The organism is Methanosarcina sp., from assembly GCF_028693135.1.
Classification (GTDB): Archaea; Halobacteriota; Methanosarcinia; order Methanosarcinales; family Methanosarcinaceae; genus Methanosarcina.
This window is the reverse complement of record NZ_JAQUVZ010000005.1, coordinates 100455-126223: the sequence shown is the minus strand read 5'-3', so window position 1 is coordinate 126223 and position 25769 is coordinate 100455. Positions and strand designations below refer to the sequence as shown.

The window sequence follows — 25769 nt, the reverse complement described above, 5'->3', positions numbered from 1 at the left end:
AAACCACATTTACAAATAAATCCGAAGCAAAATAAACCAAGCAGGATGCCTGATTATGCTTGAAAAAGCGAAAGTCTCCTTCTTTCTTGCCAGCCGGACCATAACAAGGGGCAATAAGGGGATCACAATCTTTACGGTCATTGTGTTGGCCCTGATCTTCGTGCAGCTTGTGCTCTTTTCGAGCATGTTAGCCGGGGTCACGCTCAAGTTTAACGATCTCATGGTGGACTTTCAGACCGGAAACGTCGTGGTCGAACCCAGGGAAGAGGAACGCTATATAGAGGACGCATCAGCTCTCCAGAAGAAGATCGAAAGCCTCCCCCAGGTGGTCGGGACCTCAGCTCGCCTGAAGACCTCGGGGAACTTCCACTACAAGGAAAAAGAAATGGGAGCCACGGTTTACGGAATTGACCCTGAGGATGAAAACTTTGTAACAGACCTCGAAGACGCCGTCATAAGCGGGGAATTCCTGAGCAGGCCCGACCGTGGGGAGGTAATCCTGGGCAGGGAAGTTTCGGGAGGCTTCGGAGCCCTGATGGAATCAAAGTCTTTGGGCGGCGTGGAAGTGGGAGATACGGTGGAAATCACAATCAGCGGCAAAACCCGGGAGTTCAGAGTCAAGGGGATCTACACCACCCGCTACTTCATGGTCGACGCCGGGGCCTACATCAGCAGGGCAGACTTAGAAGAGATGCTCGGCGTACAGGATAGAGACTTTGCCCAGGAAATAGCTGTTAAGACCATCGCAGGCACGGACGAGTACGAGACCCGGACAGCTCTCCTCTCCCTGGGTATCAGGGAAAACATCCGCACCTGGCGCGAATTCGCAGGGATCCTCGGCCTGATAGAAAGCACCCTTGGGATGATCCGGGACATAATGAACGTGATCGGTCTCCTGATTGCCTTCGTGATCATCTTTGTAGTTATCTATGTAAACATCGTTAACAAAAAGAGGCAAATTGGAGTCCAGAAAGCCATAGGGATAGAGCAGAACGTAATCATAGCTTCCTTTGTGCTCCAGGCCATGTTCTACGCGGGAATTGGCGTCATCCTCGGCTTCGTTTTCATGCGTTTTGGGCTCGCCCCCTACACAGCAGCACACCCGGTGGACATACCACTCGGCAGCATGAGCCTGAAACTGGACGATGTAGAAGCCATAAACCGTGCAGTCCTCCTCTTCCTTGCCTCAATCATCGGCTCCGTTATCCCTGCCTACACACTGACGCAAAAAGACCTCCTGGAATTGATCTGGGGCAAATGAAAAAGAGGTTAAGAGAGGTTAAGGCATGGAAAATAAAATTGAAAGAGAAATGGAAAAAGAGACCGAAAATAAAAACATTGAGATCGGAACTGAAAACATTGAGATCGGAACTGAAAACATTGAGATCGGAACTGAAAATATTGAGATCGGAACTGAAAACATTGAGACCGAAAATAAAAACATGCCCGATAAAAAAGAAGCTGGGACTGAAATTGTGGTGAAAGCACTCAATGAAAAAAACGTAGACACTATCATCGAAGGCATTGACATTGTCAGAACCTTCCTGATGGGGGAAGTGGAAGTACGGGTGCTCCGCGGCATTTCTGTAAAAATCCGGCGCGGGGAATTTGTTGCTATTATGGGCCCAAGCGGTTCCGGAAAAACCACCCTCTTAAACCAGCTCGGTCTCCTTGATACCCCCAACTCCGGGAAAGTCATCATCAACGGTGCCGACACTTCTCTGATGTTCGACAGGGAAAAAGGCAGATTTCGCCTCCACAACCTGGGCTACGTTTTTCAGGACTACGCCCTCCTGCCCGAACTCACAGCCTCTGAAAACGTCTACATCTCCCTTATGATGCAGGGTAAAAGCAAAGCAGAATACGAATCAGCAGCTGCCGAAATAATGGAGGCCGTAGGCCTTGGAGACCGCCTTTCCCAGCTTCCGTCAAAAATGAGCGGCGGCCAGCAGCAACGAGTCTCCATCGCAAGGGCGCTTGCTCACAACCCTATCATCCTCTTCGCTGACGAACCCTGCGCCAACCTGGATTCTAAAAACTCAAAGGAAGTTCTGGACCTTTTCAAGAAGTTTAACAAAGAACTGGGGCAGACGATCGTAATGGTTACACATGAAGACTGGCACGCGGAATACACTGACAGGGTGATCAGGTTAAAGGACGGGATGTTAGAGTAGAGCAGTAAATAGAGTACATAGTGTACCATCAGTATTTTCAAGAAAATTATCATTGGATATTGGAACTGAGTCGATATTACTTTTGTATTTAAAAAAGTGAGGAAAAAATGTCTACAGAAGAGAACAAATCAATAGTTCGCCGATTCTTTGAAGAAGGGCCATCTAAGGGAAATCTGAGTGTTGCTAATGAGTTGCTGTCCCCTAATTTCGTTATGCATGCACCTCTTCCTGCCTCTCCGGGGATCGAAGGAATGGATGAAGTAATTACCACGTGCAGGGCAGCCTTCGAGAATCTCAATGTTACAATTGAAGACATGGTTGCCGAGGGAGATAACGTAGTTGCCCGCTTTACAGCTCGCGGAATACATAAAGGCAATTTCATGGGTTTACCGGCTACAGACAAACCGATAACCATGACTGGCATAGAGATCTTTCGCATTAAGGATGGTAAGATTACTGAATTATGGGCTGAAGCTAACCTTTTGGGTCTGATGCAGCAGTTAGGAATCTTTCCTATGCCTGGAGCCCAGGGTTAAATGTCATTACTTCCGCGATGCTGACTGCCGTTGGGGTTGAATACAGTTGAAGCAGTTTCCCTCCTAAATAAGCGGCGACCAGCAACAGCGGGGTTCGATTGCCCGAATTGCCGCCCGAGTTGCGCCACCCGAGTTTCGCTTCGGGAGCACGAGGTCCTTTTCGCTACGCTCAAGAGGACTACTTGATTGGTTTTAGCTGAGATGCGCTTAAGAGGACTACTTGATTGGTTTTAGCTGAGATGCGCTTAAGAGAACTACTTGATTGGTTTTTAGTAGTGAGCTTTGCACAAGAGGACTATTTGATGGGTTTTAGCTGAGATTCGCTCAGGAGGACTGAATTACAAATAGTTTACCAGTGCAACGTTATTAGCTATATCGGGCCGTTCTTGTCACGCTCGAAGAGCGGCCATTCCGATGAAGTTAAAAAAGAAGAAAAATCAAAATAAAAGAGGCAGTAAAATCCTGTCGATGAATTATCCCGAAAAATCGTAAGGATGAACAAAACAGAATTACTCTATATGAAAAATAACCTTTTTCAAGTTTCTTCTTTTTTCCTTCGACTTCTTTTTTCCTTCGACTTCTTTCTTTTTTCAACGGGCCGCCAGACAAGCTGACGGGGGCACTGTAATATCTGAATTTAAAAGCGGTTTGCAGGGTCAAGGAAAGTATTTCTTGGACTTTAAGGCGCAGAAATCATATATCATTTCCTGAACAGACATCAAAAATTATTTATTCAATGTGTTATACAAAATACTGTATAAAAAATATATGCAATATAGAATTATATATTTTTTCAGTTATAAATAATCGTAGCAGGGGAAAAAAGGGGTTTTTAAGGCATTATCGGGATTATTTGTCAGTGTATTGGCTGGACACTTGTCACTTCATTACTGAAATATTTGCCAGATTAGAAAATTAAAATATTAGAAAAGTTTTTTTAGTAACATCTACAATATAATTATTTGAAATTACAACTGTGGTCTGAGATTATATGCTTGTAGTACCCCTTCTGAATAAATATAAAAAATACCTGACGTGGTTCTATCGTACCCTCGGGTTTTTACAAACAGCCGGAAAATTTTCCTTTTTATTTTTATTAATGATTTTATTTAACCTGTATGAACTGGCTTATTATGTTCCTGGGGTGGGTAAACTGAGTAAATCCCAGACATACCTTGGCACTTACTGGTTTAACCTCGGATTAATGGCTGTAGGGGCACTGGTGCTGATTCTCATTGCCGGTTTAATTCACAGGTTCGTTGACAGAAAAAGTAAATTTAATATTATAAATTTCCTTGAAACTAGCTTTCCGGAACTGAAGACAAGACTGAGTACGGCATATGATAACCGGAAGAACATCAACATAGTTACAAAGAAACTGCTTGAGGATGTCCACGGTCAACTTACCGGTATCAATATAAAAAAAATGGTTCCGAAAAACCAGATTTTCAGGTATTTTTTAATATTTCTGCTGGCTGCAGGAGCTGTCACCTTCTGCATACATGAGGGCTTCAGCTTTGATATCTCTCCCAGCCAGCTAATCGATGATATGCGGGACAATATTCCAAACATGAATGCCAGAGCGGCTTACGATGAGAATGAGAAAGTTGCTCCGGATTCCAGGTATAATATAGAGGCCGTTATCATAAAAAATGGAGATCAGGTTGAAATGAAAATCAACCCGAGCCTGGGACTTGGGTTCACAAGCCAGATAGATGCGGATACTGAACAAAAATTCAATGCGAGCTCGGACCGCCTTAACGAGGAATTCAGGCAGAGTCAAACCTATTCGGAGAACCTGCCCGAAGAATATGAGCCTTTGATTAAACAATATTTTGAAGCACTTTCATCCTGAATCGTTCATCCTGAATCATTATCCTGAATTGTTCATCCTGAATCGTTCATCCTGAATCGTTCACCCTGAATTGTTCACCTTGAATTGTTCACCTTGAATCGTTCACCTTGAATCGTTAACCCTGAATCGTTCACCCTGAATCATTCACCCTGAATCTTCACCCTGAATCACTCATCCCGAATAAATGATCAAAGTAAGAAGGTCAGGTAAAATAAAAAGCTTCAAAGCAGCAGAAGTGCCCGAATTTGCAGAAAATGCATGATTTACATAAAAATAACGGAGTTTCAATATGAGAGAGCTACAGGAAATCCAGCTTGAAGATTCAGAAATTAACTTAAAACCCACATATGAAAAAGCCCCACAGATTTTCGAGGTCATCTTTAAAGAAATTAGCAATGCTATCGTTGGCCAGAAAGAAATGGTCCGGCAGATCCTCATAACTATGCTGTGTGAAGGGCATGTCCTTGTTGAAAGCAATCCCGGGCTCGGCAAGACCCTTACGATATCCACTATTTCCCAGATCATGAGTATGGGGTTTAGCAGGATACAGTGTACACCTGACCTTATGCCTGCAGATATCACAGGGACCGACATTATCGAAGAGGACGAGAGAGGCTCAAAACACTTCAAGTTCAATCAGGGCCCTGTCTTTGCAAACATCGTGCTTGCGGATGAAATTAACCGGGCTTCCCCAAAGACCCAATCTGCCCTGCTTGAAGCCATGCAGGAAAAGCAGGTGACTGTGGCAAGTAAGACATATTTGCTGGATAGGCCTTTCTTTATCCTTGCGACGCAGAACCCGATTGAAATGGAAGGGACCTATACCCTTCCCGAAGCCCAGCTTGACAGATTTTTAATGAAGATTCGTCTGGATTACCCTGACCCCGAAGAAGAGTTTGAGATTGTAAACCGTTATGCTGAAGCTTTCAGGCCAGCTGTACGGAAATGTATGGACAAATCGACGTTTATCGAACTGCAGCAGATAACCCGCAGAATTCCGATCTCAAACAAGCTCAAAAAGTATGCAATTGATATTGTAAACCAGACCCGAAATATGCCTGATATGATAGAAGCAGGTGCATCTCCACGTGCTTCAATTGCCCTGATCCTCTGTGCAAAGGCAAATGCGTTTCTCGACGGCAGGGGGTATGTTGATAAAAAGGACATTGACTCCATGGCCCTTCCAGTCCTCCGCCACAGGATAATTCTATCTTTTGATGCTGCAAGGAACAACATCACAAGCGATAAAATCATACTAAAAATCCTGGAGAGCAGAAACACAATTATCTGACCCGGTCAGTGGGAAAAAAATGGCTGGAGGCAATGATAATACATGGCTGGCGCAAAACACACAATCGATACGTCATTCCTGACCCAACTCGACAGGTATGCGATTCCCCTCAGCAGGAGGGTTTCTGCAATTCACACGGGCAGTCACCAGTCAACCAGGGTAGGGGCAGGGCTGGACCTTATAGACCATAGAAAGTATAATCAAGGGGATTCATTAAAAAAAATTGACTGGAACCTGTATGCTCGCACGGAAAAACTCTATATCCGCAGGTTTGAAGAAGACAAAAACCTTAACATGGTCATACTGCTTGACACCAGCAGCAGCATGCTCTTTCCTGAGAGTACGCCAAATAAGTTCGAATATGCCTCAACAATAACTGCAGGAGTTTCTTACATCGTAATGAAACATAATGATGTGTATACGATTGCAACATTTGCAGACGATGTGGATTACACAAAGGCACACAAAGGAAGGGACGACTTCCTGCGGACAATAGATTCCCTGACCAGGATTTCGGTCAATGGAAACACAAAACTCGCAGATTGTGCTGACTTCGTATACCCGAGAATAAAATCGAAATCAATGGTGCTTATAATTTCAGACTTTCTGGACGGTATCGATTCGATCCGCAATGCCGTTAACAGGCTGTCCAGACATGAGCTTGTACTTGTACACATTTATGATGAGACCGAAATGAACCTGCCTGAAACCGTGGACGGAGCAGTAAAATTCATTGACAGTGAGACAAACGAAGAAATCAGTTTCACGGTGGGCCCCAACTTTAAAAAAGAATACGCTGCCGAATACGCAAAGCATGTGGCTGAACTGGAGAAAATTGCCTACGAGTTTAAAATCCCTTACTTCCGCGTCAGTATAAAAAACCAGCCGTTTGATACTGTTCTTAAAATTATAGGGGAAGGGTGATCCTGCCTATGGACTTTGAATTCTCTCAGGGTCTGGCTGCGCTTGCAGGCATAATTCCCCTTATAATAGTATACCTGCTTAAGCCTCGCCCTAAAAACATTATTCTGCCTTCCCTTATGTTCGTTCGGAGGATAAGCCAGAATGTGCTGGATTCCAGGCGCACTATCAGTAAAAAAATAACAGACCCTCTTTTTTTCTTACAACTGCTGGCTCTTATTCTTATATCGACAGCGCTTGCAGGGCCCCTGTTAGAAGAGGTTAAAGCAGACTCCGAAAAGGTAGTAATTATAATAGACTCGTCTGCAAGCATGAACGCACCCGATAGGGTTGATGGCGCCAGGACAATAGCAATAGAAAGCCTTGGCGAAGAAAATACAATTATCGCCGCAGAAAGTATTCCTGTAGTGCTTGCAAAAGCGCTGGATGCAGACGATGCAGAAGGAGTAGTTGACCACCTGGAAGCGAGAAACACTCCCGGAGATATCCCCAAAGCGATTTTGACCGTTATAAACGATGAAGAGAACAAGAACGGAAAAATTGTAGTCATATCCGATTTTGAAAACTGGGCAGGAAGAGCGCTTGAAACATACATCAGGATTGCAAACACGAGAAGCATGGAGCTTGAGTTCAGGCAGGTGGGCAATAAAACTGCCAATTACGCAATTGTGGACGGGTATTTGAAAGACAGAAACGACGGGACGTATGAATATACATGTACAGTCAAAAACTTTAACGACAGAAGTGCAGACCTTGATATTCAATTGGAGAGTCAGGTTGACTCCCCATCCAGCGCAACGGTAAGCAGCTCGGTACAGCTTGCAGGGTTCGGAGCGCAGCAGATAAAATTTACAAGTATTCCTCAGGGTACATCAACTGTAAAAATCCTCAATGAGGATGCAATACCCTGCGATAACATTGCGTACATTTCCATTCCTGAAGTCAAACTTAGAAAAATCCTGGTCTTAACAGACTCTGAACAGGTTGCTGGGAAGTCTCCCCTTGTAACAGCAATATCCTTGCTGCCCGACATTCACGTTGATGTACGGCAGGATCTTCCTGACAATGTTACAGGGTACGATACCATAATCGTAAACTCCAAATATGAACCCCTCCCGACCCGCAGTGTCCAGAAAATTGTGGCTTATGCGAGAAGTGGAAAAGACCTGATAGTCATAGGAAACGAGTGCCTGTATAATTCTTTACAGATGCGCGGGCTTTATCCTATCCTTCCGGTAGATATAATTTCAGTAGAAAAAGAAGGCAGCCATACAATCGAGACCGTGGGAAGCGGAAAAAATATTTTTGACGATGTTTCGTTCAGCGAAGTATATCTGCGCAGGTTCCTGGCCACTACTCCAAAAGAAGATGCTGCAGTCCTTGCAGAGGTAAAGGGAATAGGGCCTTTAGTCTGCATGCGGAACATAAAAAGCGGGACCGTAGCCTATGTTGGGTTCAGTGACACTACTGAAACCGACGCGTGGAACAATTTCGCTACTACCCCAACCTACCCTGTATTCTGGGTAAAACTTCTCAAGTATATGTGGGGGGTCGGGGACATAAGTGAAACAAATGTGAACACGGGCCGGTACCAGGCATTTGACCAGAAGGTCAAAATAAAAACTCCGACAGAAATCATCAGCAGTGATTTTGTCTATTATGACGAATGCGGGCTGTACAGTCTGGACCAGAAGAACATTGCTGCCAACCTGTATGATTCCATGGAATCTAATACCTTTACGGAAAAAAGACTGAACCTTACAGGTGAGAACGGAGAAATCCAGAAGCAGGAACTCCGCACAAAGTCCCCTGACAAACTCCGGAAGTTCCTTATTTACGCCTTACTGCTGCTCCTCATAATTGAAAATGCAGTTATGTTCAGGAGGAGGATCATATGATCTTTAATTTCCCTTATGGTTTTGATTTTTTACACAGTAGTGAATTGCTGCTCCTGTTTCCTCTTGCACTTCTTGTGCTTTTAGGACACTGGAAAAAGATCAATAAAAAACATCTGTTCTTCCATGCCCTTGTGGGCTTCCTCCTGATCCTGGCTCTTGCAGTCCCTTATTCTGCAGAAATGAGTTCGCCGAAAACCAATCAGACCGGGATAACCATAATCTCCGATGAAAGCGCCAGCATGGAACTGCTGAAGAAAGGGATTTCCGAGGAAATTTCAGAAAAACTCGGGACCAGAGTCCCTGTTACGGTTACAACGGTTTCAGGGATACATACCTCTCTTGGCGATGCTATTATTCAGCAGGCTTCGCCTGATAACTATGTGCTTGTGGTATCAGATGGGCAGAGCAATTCCGGGACCCCGGTTGAAGAAGCCCTATCTTATTGTTACAAAAACAATTTTCCTGTAGCAGCCCTTATCCCAAAGACTGAAAAAGAGGACCTCAGCGTGGAGATAGAAGGAGATAATGAGGCTGTAATCGATAATGACGCATTTTATAAAGTTAATATTCGAAAAGCAACTGCCGAAAAAATGAGCTATCAGGTAAGGATTACCGTCGACCATCAAAAGGTTATGGAGAGGGAAATTACCCAGACCGGGAGAATAGAAAGTATAGAGTTCAACCACACTTTTGAAACGCTTGGGCCTCATACCGTAAAGGCAACCCTGCACCCGGCAAGCATCAGCGTTAAAAATCTGGATTATTTCAAGAACAATAACCAGTACATGAAAAGTATATACGTAACCCCCAAGCCAGAGGTCTTACTTGTTACAAATGAGCCCGACTCTCCTCTTGCAAACACAATGAAAGAGATTTACAACGTAAAAATATCCGGGTCATATGGATCTCTTAATGGCACGGACGCCGTTATAATTGACAACCAGGCGGCATCAACGATCTCGGATTCAGAAGCCAGAGCCCTCAGGAATTATGTCATTAACGGAGGTGGCATGGTAGTGGTTGGAGGGGGCTCTTCTTTTGATTTCCCTGCAGAAAAGACATACCAGAATACTGAGTTTGAGGAACTCCTTCCTGTTACCTCAAAGCCCTCGAACTGGAGAGGGGGCAGAAACATTGTCCTGATGCTTGACGTTTCACCCAGTACCCTGCAGAGTAATGGGGTTGGGGGGAGGGTTCTTGACGATATTTTGTCAAATGCAATTGTCCTCCTTGAAAGCGATCTCCTTAAAGATGCAAGAGTTGATGTGATCACCTTCGGGAGCAAGGGACAGGACGTCACAGACGGGTTTGTGGATATGTCTAAAGAGTCAAACAGGCTCTGGCTTGATTCTGAAATCCGCAAAATAAAGCCCACGGGGGACTCCACATCCCTTGAAAGGGGCCTCATGACTTCCCGAACGCTGCTTAACGGGCAGAACAAAAGCGCAGAAGCTGAAATTATAATCGTTTCTGATGGCGGAATCGGAAATGATGGTGAAAATGATAACAGGTTTGAGCGGGCAGTCCAGTGTGCGGAAAACCTTCATAAAAGCAGTGGCATAGGGATCCATTTTGTCCACATACATGCTCCGAAAACTACCCGCCAGGTCACTCCCAAAGGACAGTACTATGCCGCACTCCTCATGAACAAAATAGGCCTGTCCGAAAATTACAACAGGATAGAACCTGGCCAGAGGATGGAAATGAGCTTCTCCGAAAACCCTGAGGAATTCGAAGCCCGTGAAGACGAATATTCGAGCGGATCAATCGTTATCTATGACCCGCAGCATTTTATTACCCGGAACATTTCTGACATAAACCACGATATTTTAGGGTACAATGAGGTTACCCCGAAACCCGAAGCAAACCGCATTGTTATAACAAGGCTAGGAAAACCGGTAATCACAACCTGGAGGCTGGGGCTTGGGCGTGTTGCTGCGATTACAACCGACAATGGGAATGGAAACGGAATCCCCTGGGCAGCGTCCCTGTACTCGGGAAATGACAGCCTGATAATTACAAGGACCCTGAACTGGGCAGTTGCAGATCCCGAAATGTCTGAAGATATCCAGCTAAAAGTACCTGATCTTAAAATGAACCAGCCAGGCAGAATCCTGATCACAACCGGAAAAGAAGGTACTCCTGAGCTCTATTTCGACAAAAAGCCAATGGAAATCACATCCATCGGAAACAACATGTACGAATCATACGTTACAGCCGACACCTTCGGCCTCCACAAAATCTCCGAAACCCCGGTTGATATAAATCTTACAGAGGAGTTAATGCCTGAAACTTTTGGAGCTAAGAATGTATCCTGGAGGCCTGCTGCCGTAAATCGCCCGGACGAATATACGTATATCGGGGAAAATTCTCTATTCAGGACAGCCATACTTGAAAATGGAGGAAAAATCTACACTACAGGAGATGTATACTCAAGGATAATAGAGGACGCTTCAACCAGGACAGAGAAACAAATCCTGACAAAGGTCTTTTATACAAAATATTTCCTTGCCCTCGCTTTCCTGATATACCTGCTGTATACCCTGCATCACACGTATAATACTCGGATGAAATAACACACGGATGAAATAATACATGGATGAAATAACAGTATCAGAAATAAGTGAACTACCTATCATTTAAATGACGGGCATTCTGCCCTCGTTTTTCGTAAATTAATCTCTAAAACCCGGATACAGCTTGCAAATTCAGGAAATATGACACATCTATGGAAGTATGATACCCATATGGAAGTGATATATTTGTAATTATAATACAGCCAAAGAATCCTATAAGCTCAAATCTGTGATTAACCCGCATCTAGAAACCCTGTATATGTAAAGACATTATGTTAGGTATGCAACTGCATTAGTTCAACGATATAGCATTATACTGATTAACTAATATTGGGATGATGGGCTAATGGATATAACAATAATATAATATTGCATGCTAAAAATATTATATATGAGGACAGCATAGTATACTTTGCGTTCTCATCAAACACCTACTCCAAAACCACTCCAAAACCTACTCCACAATAAAGAGACAAAACAACAATCTCAACCCACAAGATCAAATACCTCAAACCTCTTCCCAAACAAAAATTTCTTAGTACCTTTCGGAACTTCCAGACATTTTCAGGTGGGAACGCAATCTTTTCTTCAAAAAATAAACCGATTTTTAAGACTTTTTCATATTCTTTTTCAGCAAAGAATTCGATGAGCCCAATTAGTACGCTGAGCCTGGGGAATTCAATTTGAAAAAAGATATGCACACGCCTGTTTTTGTTTTGCCGGTTTCTGGCACGCATAATTTTTGAATTTTTCAGGAAGCCTGAACAGCTATTTTTTGAAATTCGTCTAAATCTACCCTTGAACCCTGTCAAAATTGACAAAAGATTTTGAATATAATTTTTTTGAATATCATTGAGTGTAATTTGAATTCTACCCGGTTTTAGAGACAAAAGTTGTGGTGGTTAGCAAGAAACCGCATTGAATGGAGTGGAGAATGTTCTCAGGTTGGGGGAAGTAAAAGTTGAACAGTAAAGAAAAACAAAATCAGGCTGCAGTACGTAGTGCAGTCATAATAATTAGAACGAAAATTATAGGGGCAGATCCAGAGGTTTCCAACGTCCTGGTTCCCGAAAATAATATTCTCGTTGTTGTTATCAAAACATAGGCATTCCTTTCCTGAACATATATTTTTAAAAGAGTTGTCTGATGTTTGTGCCTTGTAATCCTCTCCGTAACTTTCAAGGTTAAGGAGAGGGTCTTCTGTGATATAAGGTACTGCAGGATACGTCAGGACACCTTCCTTTATTATAGTACCTGCTGGCCTGGCATCAGCAGCATTTACTGTGATTAATACCCCAATAATCAGTATCAAAATAAAATTAAGTTTATTTATACCTCTTCCTCCTCAGGTTTCTGGATGACATTAAAGCTAAAAAAAATAATGACATTAAAGCTAAAAAAAATAATGACATTAAAGCTAAAAAATAATTTGACATCAAAATGTTATATAAAAATTGGATTAAGTACTATAAATTATTTTTTAAAAATTTAAATAAATATATTTCTACTGACGTCCCAGGTTGAGTAAGAAGTCGCACATGGTTATTGTAAAGATATAACATTATATCTGTAATGAAAAGTTATATTGATGAACTAACGAACATAAAGATTAAACAAGATTAGTTGTTGAAAATAATATATACAGTTAATGCATAGTATATTTTGCGTTCTCATCTCCCAACACCAAACTAGCAAACACCTATTCCAAACCTACTTCAACATCCACTCCGAAAAACTATCCCATAAATAAAGAGATTATACAAAACTCACAGCCTATGAGTAAAGTACCTCAAACCTCTTCCCAAAAACAAAAGCATCTCTTATAAGTATTCGGAACTTCCAGGATTCAGGTGGGAACGCAATCTTTTCTTCAAAAAACAAACATGAAATTCTTCAGATTACAGGCACAAAGAAATGAAAGTAATTTTCAAATTACAGTACTTTCATGCCAAATAAGATGATTATTCCGGACTTCGCTGGCTTTTCTCAAACATAACAGGTACAAGTCCGCCTGAGAAAACGACTATTAGCACCCCATAGTGTCCGCTTAAGCGAAACTAGTTGTTAAAACCCATAAAACAAGCGACACCTAACAAGGGGGACACATAATCAAAAAAAAAAAGTGAATAATTGTTAATGAAGTGTTAATGTAAACTCAATTACACGGATAACACTTAATAGCGGTTTTCTCTGGGAGTCCTGTGGTTAGGAAGGCATTCCCTGCAGTAGACCGGTCTTTCGGGGTCAGGTTTAAAAGGCACTTCAGTTTCAACACCGCAATCAGAACAGGTTGCTTTGTGCATTTCTCTGGGAGCGCCGAAATTAGAATTCCCTCTGAAATTTCTGTCATTAAAAGCCATTTTCGTTTCACCTCCGCTTATAGCGGATAGTCAATAGTTTAAAAATAAGATTGTACAGAGCTCTTTGATTAAAAACAAAAATGAGTTTTTAATAACAGATTATACGGATCTTTATTTTTAATGCAACTATGAGATGGATATATTATATAAAAGTATCTATAAAACCTCTGAAAATTTATTTTTTCCAGAGGTAAGATTCATAACACTTTTTCGTTATCATGTCATGGGTTAACTTCCGGACTGAAAATATGATCACTGGAAGCTTCAACTGGCCTTTCAACTGCTTTTTCTATCGTTCTTTCAACCGAATCTTCAATTGAGCTTGCAGCTGAACTCCTTGTCTGGACAGGGGGAATCCCAAGTATGTTCTTTGTTCTGAAGGCTGCAAGCAAAAACCCGTATGTAAGAGGACCTATGATGACTCCGATCGGGCCGATAACGAAGACAGGAGCTGCAAAGGCGACAAGTGTAATTGCCGGGTGGATTTCAGCTCGGTTTCTGGCAAGCCGTGGTCTTATGACAAAGTCAGGAACAAGGCTCAGTAAGATGATTCCCAGGAATATCAGGGCTCCTGCTGTAAAAAAGTCCTGTATGAGCACATAGTAAAGGGCAAGGAGGCCGTAGACCGCGCCTGCTCCGACAACAGGTAGGAGAGCCATTATGAAGGTTACAATTCCCCAGATAAGAGGATAAGGTACTCCAAGAACCCAGTAAAGGATTCCCCCGAGTATGCCGGTCAGGAGACAGGTCAGGAAGTAGACTATGAAGAGGCTCTGGTAAATGTAATTGAGCTCCCCGAGAAATACAACCCCCACTTTCCTGTCCGGAAAGAGATTCGGAAGTTCGGTTGCGATAGTTTCGCTTTCTACAAGAAGGTAATAGGTCAGGACAACAATTACGATCAGCTCTACAATCAGAATCGAAAGGCCAGTTGAGATCTGGAATATATTATTCTGGATTTCAGGAACATAAGCCGTTACCAGGGAGTTGAAGTATGCACCGATGCTTTCAGTCAGTTTCCCTGGATGGGTCTGGATAAAAGGCTCAAAAAGCCCGACTATCCGCCTGAGATCCATGTTTGCAAACCCATTAAGGGTATTGGGAATTTCTAAAATTCTTGAGATCTCATTCATTAAAGCCTTAACTGCCATAATGCCGGAGGATACTATAAGAAGGGCGATTGCACCAAGTGGGATCATGGCACAAGTATGCTTGCGCTTTACGAATCTGAAGCAAAAAGAGTACACCGGATGAATAACATAAGCAAAAAGAGCGCTGAGAATAAGGACATAATAAAAAGCGGATGTTATATATAAGGCATATAAAGAAACCAGTGTGATTATAACTGCATAGATAGCCTTAACAGGATCGTAATTTTTCATAGAATAAAATACTGAGGAAGTAGATAAATAACTTACCATCAATATAAATAAACTCCTCTCTATTAAAGCATTAAATTTGTTTTATTGAGAGGAAGATTTGAGAGGATCAAATTCGTTTATAAAAAATTAATCGGTAAAAAGTATAATTAAAAATAAAAAATAGAGACTATTTAGAGAGTACTTAGAAAATATTTAAAAATATTTAATAAGGTGTTTAATAAGTTTTTAAAGAGAATTTAGTTACAGAGAGATGGTATCTGCCTTCTTCCGTTTGAAAATTGCAGTTACGTTTCCTTCATCATCAATATCTTCCTTAAGTAAAACCAGTTCCCAGCCCTCATTCCCAATTTTTTCAAGGTCGTTCATCATTTGTGGCATATGCACACCATGAATCCTGCGAGAATCATACTCCCATAGATGTATAATTTTATACCCCTCCTAACGATAAAGATAAACTTTGTGATGTTAAATATTGCAATGAAACTATAAATAACCAGAACAAAAGGAAAAAAACAATCGGGTTTTTGTTTTAAATGCAGCTGTCTTAAACGCAGCTAAATGCAGCTATATTTGAGCCCCTTATTTCCAGATCTGAGCTCCTTATTTCCAGATCTAAGGCTCTTATTTCCAGATCTAAGGCTCTTATCTCCGGATCAATGTTTTTCGCATTTTGTTTGGAAGTATTTTTGTTCAGAATCAGCCAGTCCTGGAACTGCAGACCGGAAAAGTCTTCCGTCCTCGTATTTTATCCTGCGGATCCTCTCACGTGCCATGAAATCTAAAACCAGTTCAATATCCTCAGGGTATCTGGCGCTGGGATATAGCGGCGTAAGAGGCTGGGAGTTCTGCCCTGAGACATAGAACATATTTTCCCCGAAATAAGTGATGTAGTCCAGCTGATACTTTTCGAATACGAGGCGAATGAATTTTTTAGAAAGAGGGGGTTTTGTAAATTCAAAATCCTCATCTGTCACTTCAATGCCTGTTCCGTACATAAAAAAGAGATTGGCAGGATTGGATATAAATTCCAGGGTAAATGACCCTTATTTGCCTGATGCTTTTGGCATTCTGACTCCGGGGATCAGGCTTATGAATCTGCCAACGAGCCTGTAGCGCTCCAGCATGTCCTGTTCCTGCCTGATGTCTTCAAGTTTTTCAAAGATGTACAGGTTTTCAGGAACATTGGGGATCTGAGCTCTGAGGAAATTGAGCAGAGAATCAAGTTGCCTATCCAGTTCTTTTTGGTCTTTTTCAAGGTCCTGAAAACTCCATTCTCTGACCTTCCGGCTTACAGTGCACAGTAGTTTTTCCGTGGGAGTGCCTTTTGCCTTCAAGCAAGCTGTCCTTGCTCTGTACCGGATTCCGGAAAGTGTCTCTTTTAGTTTCTGTTTCAGAACTACCTTTCCAATTTTCGGATACTCTTTTTTCACAGTTTTCTGTGCAAGAATAAAGTCTTCTTCCATAGCCTCCAGAAGACCTGAAACCCTATCAAAAGCCGCAATACAGGCCTCAAGCAACTTTTTCTGGGCAGGCAGGTCTCCGGGAGCAAGATTTCCTGCTGCTCGAAGAAGCCCTGTGAATTCTCCTAGAATTTCCAGAAGTTTCTGATTTTCATCCAGATCCCTGATCTCATGGGCTACCTTTGAGAGATACATCTCACTTTCGAGCCTGGCCGCTCGTCCCGGATTGTCGCTGAAAAGTATTTGCAGAAGAGTTTCATAAAATGGATCGTAAAACTCAGGGATGGCGGCGTCAACAGAAGTTTCAGCCGCTTCTTTAAAATATTTGACAGCTTCCTTGAGCCCAAAAAGATAAGCAGCTTCGTTTTCCGCCTGGAGTGACCTCCATAGGGAAGCTCTTCCAAGGGAGCGGAGGGAGTACCTGCGGACATAGATATAAGGGTTCTCGATAAGAACCTGCAGGTCTCTCCAAGCCCATGTTTTATCAGGAACATAGAAAAAGGCAGGCCCAAGAGCTCGTGTTACAGTCCGCTGCACAAAAATGTCGCTATGAGTTGAAAGCCTGATAAGGTCACTCCAGGCTTTCCCTTTATCCGGAACACCTGTATATCCGGACGCAAGAGCAAGTGCCGCTCCTTTCCGGACTTCCCTATCCTCAACGGATGTAAGCCTCACCAGATCGTTCCATGCCCTCTGTTTATTATCGGAATATGTAAATGCAACGGCAAGAAGCTCTGCCGCTCTTTTCCGAAGCTGAGCGTCCTGGCTTTCAGTGAGTTTGACAAGGTCATAAAAAACTCCGGATTTTTCCTCAACCGCTGGAAATACGTGGGAAAGCAGCCCTGCCGTGTCCTTTCTGACGCCTGTGTCTCCATCCCCTGACATTTTAAGAAGTTCGCTCCAGATGTCCTGCGTCTTGCCTGCCTTTCGTGAATAAAGGGCGAGCAGGGACTCTATAGCTCCTCTCCGCATCTGCGGGTCCGGGTTCTGTAGCAGGCTTAGTAGCTCTCCTATGACTTCTTTTTTATCCGGGAGGTAAGGGTATGCCCTGGTAAAGGACTCAGACGCATCTTTTCGTACATAGCTGTCTTCCTTCTCTTTTACAGGAAAGGCAGAACCTAAAGAATGAGCTGCATCCCTTCGCACAAAGGCAGCTTTTTCTGATGCCAGCTCGTAAAAACCTGCAGGTTTACTTTTCTCCTCTCCCTCCCCCTCTCCTGCCATTTTTTTCCTATTTTCCCCCTTTTCCCCCCATTCCTCTTTCTCTTTATTTTTTCCGGTTTCCGTTTCCACTTCATTGATCTCATACCCATTACAGAATTGAGGGCAAACAGAATCAAGAGTCTTTACGACTTTCCTGAGCACATAACTATCCTTCTTTTCAGCCAGCTGCACAAGGTCCGAATATACCTGATTTTTGTCGGACATGTGTGGAAAAACCTTAATGAGGGTATCAGCTGCGGTCTTCCGGACATATTCGTCCTCATCCCCTGCGAGTTCGATAAGTTCCTTCCAAACGGGGTCTTTGTCGTCCAGGCTCGGAAACACAGCTGAAAGCACATCTGCAGCAGTATCCCTTACATACCCGTCCCTTGCCCTGGTGAGCCTCAGGAAATCAGCCCAGACCCTGATTAGGTCCGGTATATCAGGAAATATGGACACGAGGGAATCTGCTGCCTGCTTTCGTACAGGTTCGCTCTCATCTTCCGTAAGCTTGAATATGTCACTCCATGCCCTTTTTTTATCCGGAACAGAAGAAAAGACAGAAGGCAGAGCAAGCAGAATTTCCTTTTGCACGGCCTGATCCACGGATTTTCCTGCAAGTTCCAGCATCTCTTCCCAGGCCTCATCTTTCATTTCATCAGGCAAAGACGGAAAAACCTCCCCCACAGACCTTGCAGCCAATTCCCTGACCTTTGAATTCCCGGATTCACCTGCCAGTTTCAGCAATTCTTCCCATGCGTCATTTTTCCTTTCCCCTGGCATTTCAGAAAAAACAATGTTTAAAAAAGAAGCCGCTTTTTCCTGCACATAAGAGTCATCTGAAAAAGTCATCTCAAGCAGGTCTTTCCAGGCCTGCTCCTTATTTGGAAGCTCACGGACCACGTCAGGAAGCAGGTCGACAATCCCCCTGCTAACGTCTTCCATGCTTGATTTTGAATTTGCCAGCCCTAACAGATCTTTCCATGCCCGGCTTTTATCAGGCATAAGTGGAAAGACAGCAATCAGAGCATTTACTGCTCTTCTCATTACCCCCTCTGACGGATAAGCCGTAAGGTTTACGAACCTCTCCCAGACAAGCTCCCTATCAGGTACATTAGGAAAAACCGTCTGAAGGGAATTGACAGCCTCTTCCCTGACCTCACTGTCCCTGTCAGAACAAAGCCTTAAAAGATCTTCAAACGCCTGCTTCCGCTCAGGAAAAACCTCAAAAAGGACTCCCAGCTGTCTTGCGGCATTTTTCCTCTCATCCGAAACCTGACTGAAAGTCTTATCATGTATACCGGGCTGATCACTCAAGAATTTTCACCAACTGCTGCTCTAATCCCTTCCTGTTTGCTATATTTGAGTTTAGCAGGTTTGTTTCTTATAAGTATTGATATTATACAGGGTTATTAAAAAATCAAATATGTAATCTGATGTATATATTATATGTATCCTCTTCAAAATCAGCGGTAAATTTTCCAGATAGGCAAATACTTGAACGTTAAATTTGAGAAGTATGTAAACTGAATAGGGCGTATGGATGTGATTTCCTAATTTATAAACTTAATTCAATTTCACTCAAATCCGTGGAATTCACGTTGCTACCCCTAAATTTGAAGAGGATACTATTATATTGACCGCTACAGGAATCTATCACAAGCACAATTTTCTTAAGTTACGCATATTGTCAGAGTTTTTTGCTGTCTATCCACAAGCTATGACATCGAATGAGCTTTGCGAAGCAATTGGGAATCCAGCAAGTGTCCGGTCGATGCTTGCAAAGTATAAAAAATACCGTTTAATTAAGAGGATGCCAAAAAAAGCTCCCGGTCATGGTGGTTGTTATCGTTATAAGTTGACAAATCATGGCGCTCGCTATTATTTTGCATATAAGCACCGCTACAATCTCGGTTTTGATCTTAACCAACTTCGCCATACTCCAAAGCGAGTGGATTGCTATTTTGGTTTGACAAAGTACGGCGTTGAGGTGTTGGGCTTGACAGAGGATGATTTACTGCCTGAAGAAGAGGGCGAAGATCCCGAAGTAACGGTTGCTATTTAACGCAACTATTGATGTATATATCTACGGCGTGTTTCAACCTCACTCCACACCACCGCCAGCCAGCCACAACCCATTTAATAATTCCGCGCCACTTGACTCCATCGAGTTCTGGAGTGGGATTTCTGGCTTCATGGGAGAGTAGGATAGAAAAAAAACATTTTGGAGCAAAACGCTGAAAGTAAGAAGCCTTTCACCCTTAACAACCATGTCTTAGAGGCTGTCTTAAAATTCAAACCATTTCTACATTTGTAGGACTTACGCACTTGGAGGGTAAAATCAGGTACATGCGGGCTCGTCAACATTAGTATGATTTATACAGTTAAGTCTTTTCCGCTTATGGTTTTCAGTTCAACTGCGTAAGTCCTATATCATTTTGAGATTAAGATCTACTTATATAATTTGTAATGTATAGTATTTAGTATGCGTAATAAACGGTTAATTATATCACTTTTAACTGGAGCTATCCTTGGCGTTTTTTGCATAATTGGAATTAGTTTAAGGATGGGTTTTATAGGTAATGAATTATTTATTTTGTCAACTTGGATAAATCGAATAATTATTGGTTTAGTAATTGGATTAGCACCGTTTTATAAGATAAAAAATAATACTAGAAATATTTTTTTTAGAGGTGCGTTTTTAGGATTTATAATTAGTGGTTCTTTTTATATTGCAACAAATTTTAAAGATACTCCGGGATTTTTTGCAGGAATTGTTTATGGTATTATAATAGATTATATTGCAACAAAATATGAAAAATAATAAATAAAATTATATAATGCGTCATCATTTATATCTATAAGGCGATTATGGTGGAAAAATGAAAAATATGTTTATAAAAATTTTTGCAGGTGTGGCTTATATTGCTATGGTAATTGTGAATTTTTTAGCCAACAGCTTGCCAATCAATAACCGTTCTACTGGTACAATATCTGATGCGTATCCCAATCTATTCGCTCCGGCTGGATTGACATTTTCTATTTGGGGTCTGATTTACCTTCTGCTTGCCTGTTATGTAATCTATCAATTTATATCATTTGGAAAGAAGGGTACTCAAAAGAAAGAAGGGCTTTTGAAAAAGGTTAATATATTTTTTATTGCCACTTCGATTGCCAATATTTCATGGATTTTTGCATGGCATTATGATTTTATCGGTCTTTCGGTACTTATTATGGCAGTACTACTTATATTACTTATCAAAATTACAGATATTCTTCGCGTTGAGAAAATGGAATCACTGGAAAAATTATTTATTTCCACCCCGTTTAGCGTGTACTTCGGCTGGATTACTGTGGCGGCCATTGCCAATATAACAGTATTTTTAGTAAGCGTAGGCTGGAATGGATTTGGAATTGCTGATTTTGTCTGGACAAGTATTATTTTGCTAGTCGGATCATTGATTGGAATTTTACGGATGAACAAAGATAAAAATATCGCGTATGGTTTAGTGCTAATTTGGGCGTATCTTGGGATACTGTTTAAACACCTATCCGCAGATGGTTTTGGTGGGCAATACCAGAGCATCATTACTACAGTGATAGTATGTTTGACTCTATTTGGATTTTTTGTTGGTAGACTTAGGTATAATAAATATTCAACTGCTAACCAAAGTCACTAAGGGCTCGTTACGAAATAACCTAGGTAACGCATAATTATTTTGGGATTTAATCGGGGGGCTTGCTTGTGAAAATGGTTGAGTACAGTCTAAAAAGTTGCCTATGTTATTTCGCAGTGGGTCCTTAGGATCCGCAGCGAAATAAACTATGCAACTTATCATTCAATTATACCTTCAAGTGGTGATCTTGATCTTGAAAATCAAGGCATCCAATCGAAACCTGTTCATAGTTTGTTCTGTGACGACTCCTTAGTGCAAGGGGTAGGATTCGAACCCCTTATCCCTTTGAATCTAATTCTTCTCTTAGGGCAAGAAGTTACCATGAAAGCTTCGTATGCTCTATCAAGACCTTAATCAAGATATTTTTGGCTTCATTGGATAGTTTATAAAGCCGGTTCAATTATCCTTGTGTTCAAGTATAACAATGAGAGCTTTGAAAGTGTTCAACAACCCCGTTTTTGGCTTCACGGTCTAAACTATTAAAAACACTCCCTATTTTTAAGGAAGTTGTACTAAAATCACCAACATCCAAAATTAGTTAAGACAAATAACCTTGGATAACATAAGAAATTATTTCTTATAAGTATTGATTTTGGATTTTATCTGGCAGAAAAAAGATTGAAGGTGAGTTCAGAGAAGAAAAGCAAATTGAATAAGCCTCAGAGGATATATTCACGGATTGATATTTTTCAGGTCGGATGCCTGTGTAGTTTTGCTTTTTGTGTCTAAGAGTGTTCGGCAACCACAAAGCAGGAAGTAGTTTTTTAGAGCTTTAAATACCCCGGACATCTGGATCAAAACATATAACTTCTTATTCAATTCAAATATCCTGATATTATACTCAAAGTATGTAGACAGGACCACAAAAAATGTTAAAATTCAGTAATTAACTTTTGAAAAGGGGGTTCCTGGAAAATGGAAAACTCTTATCTCGACCTGGTTTTATTTTCTGAGAAAAGAAAAAATATCCTTCTATTATTGAAGGAAGGCCCAAAAAGCCTTGAAGAACTAAAAAATTCCCTCAATGCCAGTCCAACCTCGGTTCAGCCTCAGATCAAACTGCTTAAAGACAGGTATCTCCTGTGCGGAACAAGGAAAAAGTATGAACTGACCCTTCTGGGGGATACAATCACTGAAAATCTACAGAGTCTTGCCGATACCATGGAGACCCTTGAGGAGAAATACGATTTCTGGGTCAGCCACAAACTCGAAGGCATCCCCCCTCATCTCTTAAAGAGGATAAGCGACCTGAAATGCAGTACCTTTGCAAGGCCCCTTGACGAAAGCAGCATGTTTTCTCCCCACACTGAATTTGTGGAAAACATCGCAAAATCCGAATTTGTAAAAGGCCTCTCTCCCTTTATCCACCCCCTCTACCCGAAAATGTTCCTGCATTTTGCAGAAAGTGGCATCAATATCTCCCTGGTAGTTACTGAACCTGTTTTTGAAAGGATGGAGACCGAATTCAGGCCTGAAGTGGAAAAATTCCTTGCCCTTGACAACATCCATGTCTATGTTTATGATAAAGAAATGCTCCTCTCATGTACAGTAACAAACTGCTTCCTCTCCCTTGGTCTCTTCTACACCAGCGGTGTCTACGACCACATAAACGATATCATATGTTTCGAACCCGAAGCCCTTCGATGGGGAGAAGACCTCTATACTTACTATGAAGGGCTGTCCCGAGAAGTGAAAGAAATCTGAGAAAAGAAGACAGATCGGTTATTTGGGTTTTCATTTATCTGGATTTTTAATTAAAGCCAACATGTACCGAATTATAATGCCAGGGATATTTCATATAAAGATAAAAGACTATATATGATATTTTGACATTATGTCTAATAAGTATATCTTCATAAGGTATGTATATATAGTGTGAGCTATATATATAAATAGCAATCAAGCGTATGGCTTTTTTCTACTTCCGGATTTTTGATTGATTGCAGTACCGAATACTGAACAATGAAGGCATAATATAAGGAGTATTTTATGGAATTAATGGGTTCTACGATAACTTTTAGGCAAAAAAATCTTGTAATAAAGTCTCTTCGGTATATGGAAAGACATAAAAAAATTAGTCAGTATTGCGATGAATACAAAAAGAGCTGGCCTGAATTATCCTATGATGAGGCAAGTAACTTAATCAGGATACTCGATAAGATGTCCTGGCAGTAACTATTCTTATAAATATTCTTAGCTTCTTCCCCGCTCTTATTTAGTTTCAAATTTGTTTTTGCTCCATATTGTTGTTTTAGACAGTTTGAAACGGGGGTATGCTATATTGGTCTCGGAGTGACGAGTCCAATGCATCCAGGAGTTCGGGAAGCAGTCACAAACAAAGAAAGTCACAGACATTTCCTTTTTTCCTTTCCGATTTGCCGCCCGATTTGCCGCCCGATTTGCCGCCCGAGTTGCGCCTCGGGAGTACGCGGTCCTTTTCGCTGCGCTCAAGAGGACTACTTTATGGATTTTAGTAGTGAACTTATTCGCTGCGCTCAAGAGGACTAAGTTACAAAATTCTAGTCTTTCCGTATTTTTCATGTTTTCCGGGGTATATATCTTCGTTTAGATTGTTGAAGGAGCTCAGGTAATTTACTATAGTTAATTTTTCCATCGGGTCACGATAGCATAGTGCAGCCCGGGTATACTGGAGGAAAAACATTTCATGAGCAGGTCGATGGGTGGGATTTGTTGGCGACTTACGTAGCTGCCGGACGGAATAAATTAGTGTGTTCTCAGTAAAGAAAACGAGGCGAACGGCTTTCCTGAAAAATGAAATAAGGAAAATGTGTGAAGTCTAATCATAGAAGGCATTATTTTAGCCACTTCTTTTTTGCTGCCACTTTAACGCTCTTCAGTTTACCCATACTCAGGGTATTCAACTTTTCCCATGAAAAGGATGCAATTTGTCCTCTTATCCTCTATGAAGAACATGAACGGATGGTCGGCTTTGAACTCCTTTGGTTCTGAGTCCATTGCGCAGCTACACGTCACCTCAACCATTGTTGCTGCAGCTGCTTCCGTACCTTCTTCCTGCACATCTATGAAAGCTTGATGAATCACTTCGGATATTACTAGCGGTTCGTCACTAATTCCTGAAAAATTCGCCCGGTTGAGGTTGAATGCATCCATAACGCCCATTTCAACGAGGGAATTGGAAAGCTCGGTTTTAGTCTCAAACTTAAATTTCGGAATTGAGGTTTCCACGTCTCTTATGGAGTCCATGTTGTTTTTAAGTTCGGTATAATCATTAACCGTGAAATCGGTTTCAAATTCTGTAATATTATTGTCTTTCGGAAGCACAATGTACATGGACAAGCTGTTTCCTTTGTAAGGCAATTCTATGATTTTTGCCTTTGAATTTTCTCCATAGTTAAAATTGCTGGACATGTACATCATGTCTACAGGGGTTTCTTCCCCTTTTGACGGATAAAAAGTCTTTTTGCCGGTCATCTCCTTATCAAATTCATGTTCCCATTTTCCATTGAAGTAAATTGCATTTGTGATAATTATCCGTGTATTTTCATTTATTGAACCTTCCGGGACCAGGTCTTTTATTTTGTCGTTGGTTTTGTCTTCGACCCATTCATTGATAGTATCTCTGGAGTCCTCCCTTTTTCCCACAAAGTCGAGATTTGTCACTTCGTCTTCATAGTAGTTTTTTACATTGAAAACATACTGTTCTTTTATGGGATACCCTTCCTGCACCCAGAGTGCATTTGCAGTTTCAAGCTCATAATCGTCGGCATCGGAATTTATCTTGTCATTCATTTCCTTCAAACGAACTTTCAAAACGGTCTTATTCGTGGGGAAATAAAATACGTTTGAGATTTGCTCCTTCGTAGTGTCTTCAGCTCCCTCATAACATATCGCCATGGCAGCAGATATGCTGTGCGGCGAAAAGAAGACGTTCTTTTTATCTCCGGTTTCCAGCTGTTCCAGTTGCGAGTACATGTCAAAAGCAAAAGCATTGTTTGCAGCCGCGGTGTCGTAGTATTCAACCGAGCCTACACTTATCGTATTTTCCGGAATTACAGCCGTATCTTCAACGCAGCCTGTACACAACAACGTTAGAGTAAATACTATACAGGCTGCGTAAAACACAAATCTAATTCGGGTCATATTTTATAATATCTTGAGGCTGTATATAATAACCTATTTAAATATTATTGAGAGACTGCTGATTATCTTTTAAATGGCAAGATATAAGATCCTAATGGCAGAAGTTGGCTTTTTTTAATAATGCAGGTTGTTTTTTGAATAACGCAGGTTGTTTTTTGAATAGAGGGATACTCAATCACCTCTTAATACACTGGAAAGTGTACGAACGGTCTGTAATTATATACTATTGTAATTTTATAGACTATAGACAGATCATACTGAGCTTTCTAAAGCTTCCAACGAAGTATTTATCTGTAATTATATTTATTCCAGTA

Annotated in this window: 20 protein-coding genes; 12 read left to right on the top strand and 8 right to left on the bottom strand. The window is 41.6% G+C overall.

Annotated features, from left to right (window positions below):
• Positions 1-55: 55 nt before the first annotated feature.
• The 8 genes from PHF18_RS04105 (at position 56) to PHF18_RS04070 (ending at position 11251) form a co-directional block, all read left to right on the top strand.
• Positions 56-1261 (top strand): FtsX-like permease family protein, encoded by a 1206-nt coding sequence (locus PHF18_RS04105; RefSeq protein ID WP_300098711.1) that lies wholly within the window; start codon positions 56-58, stop codon positions 1259-1261.
• 25 nt (positions 1262-1286) lie between these two features.
• Positions 1287-2174, top strand: coding sequence for an ABC transporter ATP-binding protein (locus PHF18_RS04100; RefSeq protein WP_367279136.1), 888 nt, complete (start codon positions 1287-1289; stop codon positions 2172-2174).
• A 107-nt stretch (positions 2175-2281) separates the two neighbouring features.
• The gene (locus tag PHF18_RS04095) at positions 2282-2710 is read left to right on the top strand and encodes an ester cyclase (RefSeq protein ID WP_300098708.1); all 429 of its coding nucleotides are present in this window, start codon (positions 2282-2284) and stop codon (positions 2708-2710) included.
• Between the two features lie 1099 nt (positions 2711-3809).
• A complete protein-coding gene (locus PHF18_RS04090; RefSeq protein WP_300098705.1) occupies positions 3810-4565 on the top strand; it encodes a hypothetical protein in 756 nt (251 codons plus the stop codon).
• A 289-nt stretch (positions 4566-4854) separates the two neighbouring features.
• The gene (locus PHF18_RS04085) at positions 4855-5856 is read left to right on the top strand and encodes a MoxR family ATPase (protein ID WP_300098702.1); all 1002 of its coding nucleotides are present in this window, start codon (positions 4855-4857) and stop codon (positions 5854-5856) included.
• 42 nt (positions 5857-5898) lie between these two features.
• Positions 5899-6780 carry a DUF58 domain-containing protein gene (locus PHF18_RS04080; RefSeq protein ID WP_300098699.1) on the top strand — a complete coding sequence of 294 codons (882 nt, stop codon included), beginning with the start codon at positions 5899-5901 and terminating at the stop codon, positions 6778-6780.
• Positions 6781-6788: 8 nt separating this feature from the next.
• On the top strand, positions 6789-8675 hold the full coding sequence (locus PHF18_RS04075; RefSeq protein WP_300098696.1) for a BatA domain-containing protein: 1887 nt from the start codon (positions 6789-6791) through the stop codon (positions 8673-8675).
• Positions 8672-11251 (top strand): vWA domain-containing protein, encoded by a 2580-nt coding sequence (locus PHF18_RS04070; RefSeq protein ID WP_300098693.1) that lies wholly within the window; start codon positions 8672-8674, stop codon positions 11249-11251. Before PHF18_RS04075 ends, PHF18_RS04070 begins: the two co-directional genes overlap by 4 nt.
• Positions 11252-11682: 431 nt before the next feature.
• Here the strand turns inward: PHF18_RS04070 and PHF18_RS04065 are convergent, their stop codons facing one another.
• The 7 genes from PHF18_RS04065 to PHF18_RS04035 all read right to left on the bottom strand — a co-directional run bounded on the left by PHF18_RS04065 (position 11683) and on the right by PHF18_RS04035 (position 18973).
• A complete protein-coding gene (locus PHF18_RS04065) occupies positions 11683-12063 on the bottom strand; it encodes a hypothetical protein (RefSeq protein WP_300098690.1) in 381 nt (126 codons plus the stop codon).
• A 128-nt stretch (positions 12064-12191) separates the two neighbouring features.
• A complete protein-coding gene (locus PHF18_RS04060; RefSeq protein WP_300098687.1) occupies positions 12192-12563 on the bottom strand; it encodes a hypothetical protein in 372 nt (123 codons plus the stop codon).
• An 862-nt stretch (positions 12564-13425) separates the two neighbouring features.
• Complete coding sequence (locus PHF18_RS04055) at positions 13426-13611, bottom strand: CxxC-x17-CxxC domain-containing protein (RefSeq protein ID WP_300098684.1); 186 nt, start codon at positions 13609-13611, stop codon at positions 13426-13428.
• A 221-nt stretch (positions 13612-13832) separates the two neighbouring features.
• Positions 13833-14993 carry an AI-2E family transporter gene (locus PHF18_RS04050; protein WP_300098681.1) on the bottom strand — a complete coding sequence of 387 codons (1161 nt, stop codon included), beginning with the start codon at positions 14991-14993 and terminating at the stop codon, positions 13833-13835.
• 240 nt (positions 14994-15233) lie between these two features.
• Complete coding sequence (locus PHF18_RS04045) at positions 15234-15371, bottom strand: hypothetical protein (protein ID WP_300098678.1); 138 nt, start codon at positions 15369-15371, stop codon at positions 15234-15236.
• A gap of 275 nt (positions 15372-15646) precedes the next feature.
• Complete coding sequence (locus PHF18_RS04040; RefSeq protein ID WP_300098675.1) at positions 15647-15988, bottom strand: hypothetical protein; 342 nt, start codon at positions 15986-15988, stop codon at positions 15647-15649.
• Between the two features lie 48 nt (positions 15989-16036).
• Complete coding sequence (locus PHF18_RS04035) at positions 16037-18973, bottom strand: HEAT repeat domain-containing protein (RefSeq protein ID WP_300098672.1); 2937 nt, start codon at positions 18971-18973, stop codon at positions 16037-16039.
• A gap of 319 nt (positions 18974-19292) precedes the next feature.
• Here PHF18_RS04035 and PHF18_RS04030 point away from each other — a divergent pair, with 319 nt between their 5' ends.
• The 4 genes from PHF18_RS04030 to PHF18_RS04015 all read left to right on the top strand — a co-directional run bounded on the left by PHF18_RS04030 (position 19293) and on the right by PHF18_RS04015 (position 23037).
• Positions 19293-19721: a hypothetical protein gene (locus PHF18_RS04030; RefSeq protein WP_300098669.1), complete on the top strand. Its 429-nt coding sequence runs from the start codon at positions 19293-19295 to the stop codon at positions 19719-19721.
• 420 nt (positions 19722-20141) lie between these two features.
• Complete coding sequence (locus tag PHF18_RS04025; protein WP_300098666.1) at positions 20142-20480, top strand: hypothetical protein; 339 nt, start codon at positions 20142-20144, stop codon at positions 20478-20480.
• A 58-nt stretch (positions 20481-20538) separates the two neighbouring features.
• Positions 20539-21336 carry a tryptophan-rich sensory protein gene (locus tag PHF18_RS04020; protein WP_300098663.1) on the top strand — a complete coding sequence of 266 codons (798 nt, stop codon included), beginning with the start codon at positions 20539-20541 and terminating at the stop codon, positions 21334-21336.
• Positions 21337-22248: 912 nt separating this feature from the next.
• The gene (locus PHF18_RS04015; RefSeq protein WP_300098660.1) at positions 22249-23037 is read left to right on the top strand and encodes a winged helix-turn-helix domain-containing protein; all 789 of its coding nucleotides are present in this window, start codon (positions 22249-22251) and stop codon (positions 23035-23037) included.
• Between the two features lie 1155 nt (positions 23038-24192).
• Here PHF18_RS04015 and PHF18_RS04010 read toward each other — a convergent pair.
• Positions 24193-25455, bottom strand: coding sequence for a serpin family protein (locus tag PHF18_RS04010; protein ID WP_300098657.1), 1263 nt, complete (start codon positions 25453-25455; stop codon positions 24193-24195).
• Positions 25456-25769: the final 314 nt, after the last annotated feature.